Source organism: Hansschlegelia beijingensis (genome assembly GCF_045505405.1).
Taxonomy (GTDB): Bacteria; Pseudomonadota; Alphaproteobacteria; order Rhizobiales; family Methylopilaceae; genus Methylopila; species Methylopila beijingensis_A.
Map to the genome: position 1 here is coordinate 1 of NZ_JBJKEX010000642.1, position 815 is coordinate 815.

Below are 815 nucleotides of genomic sequence, written 5' to 3' on the forward strand. Positions count from 1 at the left end.
ATCGAGCGGCTGATCCCGGAGCTGCGCGGCCGCGGCGTGGACCTCGCGGTCGTGACCAACGACCTCGTCACCAAGGAGGACGGCGAGCGGCGCAGCCGCTCGGTGCTCGCCCGCGCTTCACGGGAAGAGGAGAACGCCGCTCGCAAGGGCGAGGCAGACGCCGCCGCCCGGGAGCCCTCCCGGACGCTCGAATCCCTCGACAACCTGTCGATCGACATCACGCGGATGATCGACCATCAGGCGGTCAGCGAGCTGTGGGACCGCTATCGCCGCGGCGAGCGCAACGTCTTCACGCGCAGGCTCTACACGCTGCAGGGCCAGCAGACCTTCGAGGAGATCCGGCGCAAATATGCGGGCGATCCCGAGTTCCACATGACGGTCGACCGCTATGTCGAGGAGTTCGAGCGGCTGCTCGACGAGGTGGCGCCGCAGGGCCGGGATGACGCGCTGGCCCAGACCTACCTGACCTCGGAAACCGGCAAGGTCTACACGATGCTCGCCCACGCGGCCGGCAAGTTCGGCCAATAGGAGCCGCTAGCTCCGGTCTCCCGGACCTCCGGGGGATCGGGGCCGCGCCCAGGGGGCGATCCAACAAGGGGCGGCCCGGCAACCCCAGAAACGATCAAGGGCGCGCGGGATCCGCGCGCCCTTTTTCATGTCCGGAGGCATCTGGAAGGATGTGGAGAGCGCTCGGCCGCGACCGCGGTGAGCTGAGCTGCGGCCGCGCCGTGGCGGCCGGGCTTGTCAGATACGGCGGCCTGTCCAGACCACGAGGGCGGTCAGCACCTCGTCCAGCGCGCCGTCGAGGGCGCGCG

General features: G+C 70.1%; 1 protein-coding gene. It reads left to right on the forward strand.

Features of this window, described 5'->3' with window-relative positions; genetic code table 11:
* Positions 1–528, forward strand: a 528-nt coding sequence (locus ACIKT0_RS19350; protein ID WP_407106892.1) for a P-loop NTPase family protein, incomplete at its 5' end; no start/stop codon positions are given.
* Between the last annotated feature and the right edge of the window lie 287 nt (positions 529–815).